The sequence below is a fragment of the Ornithinibacillus gellani genome, from assembly GCF_003730295.1.
Lineage (GTDB): Bacteria > Bacillota > Bacilli > Bacillales > Amphibacillaceae > Ornithinibacillus_A > Ornithinibacillus_A gellani.
Window position 1 is genome coordinate 1 of record NZ_QTSZ01000040.1, and the last position, 2012, is coordinate 2012.

Sequence of the window (2012 nt, forward strand, 5' to 3'; positions counted from 1 at the left end):
CATTAATTAGTTTGGTCACTATTAACGATAGAGTTTTTTGATTGGGCTGGCAAGCCTTTTTCTTTTTTTGCACCCTTCTCACATTTTGGTTGCAATACTATCAACTTTTATTATGCAATAAACAACTTGGATAGTATTTCGCTTAAATGTTCCCTATAGGATGTGGAACTAGACGATCTACAAACAGTTTGTAGAAAACTATCTGTACTTAAATAGTTTTCCGATAAGTCCTTTTCAAAATGAACAACTTTCATTATTTCATCACGATTAAAATAGGCTACATTGTCAATTCTATTAACAGTAAGATGGCCCTCTTGGATCAGGAGTTTTACTTTATTCTTAGTGACAGGGATATTTTGTTTATTGTAATAAAATGAGGACAAATCAATAAGATTATCTTCCAAATTATTTCCCTCCTGTGATTGTGAAATTATTCCTTTATTTATTTTTGGAAATATACCCCACTTAACTTTGTGATCCGAGGCAAATTGTCTTTAATTGCATTTATAGTTGTTTTTTCGTCTACATACTCCATGGATGAATTAATATTAGTATCACCCCTTGCAATAGCTATTTGAGTAGGTGTAAGTTTCATGTCAAACAGAATATTACTGTAGATTCCCCGGCCTATATGCGTCGACCAATAACTTTCACTTAATAACGTGTAATCCTCATATCTACCTTGCTTTAATAATTCCTCCAAAAAACGCTTTTTCACTTTATTGAACCTTCGGTCATAAACCTTACCAGACATTGGATTGCCCTCTTTATTTATAAATAGTGCCTGTTTATTTTTTAGTTTCATATTTTGAAGGTAATCCATATGTTTAAAATAAACTTCCCAAACTAAAGGGATATCCATTATCGTTTGTTTACAGAGCCTAGGGCTAAGATAATTTGTTCTTTTCGGAAACTCGTTCGAAGTATCTTCTAAATGTGGAAATAGGATATGTCTATTGTCCTTTATATGAACCATCAGGGATTCATTTGGTGTTACTTCCAAATCCAATTTGGTAACGTTTACAACTTCACCTCTACGTAATCCACCATAAAATTGAAAACAAATACCTAGTGCAATATCTGGCGAAACAGCTCTAGCCACTTGTATGAATAAGATCATAAGCTCATAACGATTCTTACCGAAATCTTTTAGTTTTAAAGTAGTATTTGACTTTTTTGAAGAAGGATATTTAGTTTGCAGATGGCTTTTTTCAAATAACGATCTAACCGTTCTTCTATCTTTGTAATAGTTAAATTCAACCTCTATCTTTTCATTGATATAGTTATTCTCGCTTAAAAACACAAAAAAGTTAGTGAGTACGCCTTCATATAATTTAATCGTGCTCCTCGATAAACCATTTCTTGTTAGGTGAGAAATATAATTGCTGCCATGATATAGGTTCAGATTTTTTAAACCCGTAATTGAGAGCTGCATGAACAATTTGTCTTTTTCAGCTATTGATTTAATAATGTAGTTCAAAAAACGACATACTACTCTGGCCGGTAACAGTTGCGAATTTAATGATGTGCCACGGTATGCATATTTTACAGTTATAAATTCTGTAATCGGATGAGGTACTTGAATGTTTGTTCTTAGGTTATGTATCATTATCGATACGATTTTATTATTACCATCAACTTCTCTAATCTCTTTTACAATAAACCTGTAAGATTCACTTAGCTCCATATGATCAACCTACCCCAAATATTGTTACTTATATTTTAACTTTTTATAATATTTATTGCTACATTTAGCCTTTATAATTTTAAATTTGGCAAAATTAAAAACAAATTAACATCAACGGATAGAGAGTATAATGTAGCGTATAATGGTTAAAGCCTAAAAGTGTACCTATAATCGGGCATAACCACCCTAGTGGCGACGTTTTAAACATAGTATCCTAAACTAGAGTACTCTAAGTACTCGAAGTTTAGGATTTTTTAATTACAGTGCTTTAACTATTAAATATATAAGGGTATTATTAATAGTAGTTAAAGTATTTAAAGGTGGT

Annotated in this window: 2 protein-coding genes; both read right to left on the minus strand. The window is 31.5% G+C overall.

Annotated features, from left to right (window positions below; translation table 11 throughout):
• Positions 1-110: 110 nt before the first annotated feature.
• Positions 111-404, minus strand: a complete 294-nt coding sequence (locus tag DX933_RS12330; RefSeq protein WP_123316747.1) for a hypothetical protein — start codon at positions 402-404, stop codon at positions 111-113.
• Between the two features lie 38 nt (positions 405-442).
• On the minus strand, positions 443-1687 hold the full coding sequence (locus DX933_RS12335; RefSeq protein ID WP_123316748.1) for a site-specific integrase: 1245 nt from the start codon (positions 1685-1687) through the stop codon (positions 443-445).
• Between the last annotated feature and the right edge of the window lie 325 nt (positions 1688-2012).

Bases quoted from the DNA above. Each gene is read 5' to 3' on its own strand.
- DX933_RS12335 (WP_123316748.1), bottom strand. From the start codon at position 1,687: ATGGAGCTAAGTGAATCTTACAGGTTTATTGTAAAAGAGATTAGAGAA.